The organism is Mesorhizobium sp. M0571 (assembly GCF_040320985.1).
Taxonomy (GTDB): domain Bacteria; phylum Pseudomonadota; class Alphaproteobacteria; order Rhizobiales; family Rhizobiaceae; genus Mesorhizobium.
This window is the reverse complement of the sequence record NZ_JAMYQT010000136.1, coordinates 1-1,243: the sequence shown is the minus strand read 5'-3', so window position 1 is coordinate 1,243 and position 1,243 is coordinate 1. Positions and strand designations below refer to the sequence as shown.

The window sequence follows — 1,243 nt, the reverse complement described above, 5'->3', positions numbered from 1 at the left end:
CCATTATCCGGTATGTGATCTGTGGTGCCTTTTCGTCCTGCTGTTCTTGTTTTGGAACGGCCTTATGGTGAGCCCATCCGGGACGTGGGGCACCGGGAGCACGAAGGTGCAGGCAGGCCGTCAATAGACCGTGGGCTGAGAGCCCGAGCTCGTTACATGGCCGCCCCTCGCGACTTTCCCGGATGCGCTGCGAGCGCGGATCAGTAGATGTCGTGTTGCCCGCCAGCTCCCGTCTTTGACCGAGCCAAGAAGGAGGAACGGGCATGCGCATCATCGGACTGGATATCCATCGCGCCTTCGCCGAGGCGGTAGCTTGGGAGGACGGCAGGCTCAGGCGGCTGGGTCGTGTCGACATGCGGCGCGATCTGCTGGATGCCTTCGCCGCAAAGCTGTCGTTGGATGATGTCGTGGTGATCGAGGCGACGGGCAACGCGTCCTCGGCCGCCGCGGTTGTCGCGCCGCATGTGAAGAAAGTGGTGATCGCAAACCCCAAGCAGGTGCGCATCATCGCCTATGCCAAGATCAAGACGGACACGATCGATGCCAGCGTTCTGGCGCAGCTCTATGCCAGCGGCTTCCTGCCGGAAGTCTGGATTCCGGATGAGCCGACGCAGGCTCTGCGTCGACAGGTGACACGGCGCAATCAGATTGTCCGGCAGAGGTCTCGATTGAAGAACGTCATCCAGTCGATCCTTCATAGCCACCTGATCCCGTCCTGCCCGCATGCCGACCTGTGCGGCACTAAGGGCCGGTCATGGTTGAGCGAGCAGGTCGTGCCGCAGGACGAGCGCCTCGCGATCGATCGGCATCTGCGCGAGTTCGACCGATTGGGCGAAGACCTCCAGGTCATCGAACGCGATCTTGCCCGCTCGGCTCTCGCGGATGAAGGCGTGAAGCGGCTGATGACCATTCCCGGGGTCGACATGACCGTCGCGCTGGCGATGAAGGCGGCGATCGGCGACGTGTCGCGCTTCGACGATCCGCAGAAGCTCGTGAGCTATCTCGGGTTGAACCCAAGCGTCCGACAGTCCGGGCCAGGTCCGGCCTACCATGGGCGGATCACCAAGCAGGGCCGTGGTCATGCGCGCGGCATGCTCGTCGAGGCGGCCTGGGCGGCCGCTCGTGCTCCCGGACCGTTGCGAGCCTTCTTCCTGCGTGTGCGAGCCCGGCGCGGGCAGCATGTCGCGGCCGTGGCAACCGCACGCAAACTCTCTGTCGTGATCTGGCATCTGTTGATGAAGGG

1 protein-coding gene is annotated in these 1,243 nt (G+C 63.8%); it reads left to right on the top strand.

Features of this window, described 5'->3' with window-relative positions; translation table 11 throughout:
• Window positions 1-263 precede the first annotated feature (263 nt).
• A partial coding sequence (locus NKI85_RS37680) for an IS110 family RNA-guided transposase (RefSeq protein WP_352780961.1) occupies window positions 264-1,243 on the top strand: 980 nt, incomplete at its 3' end.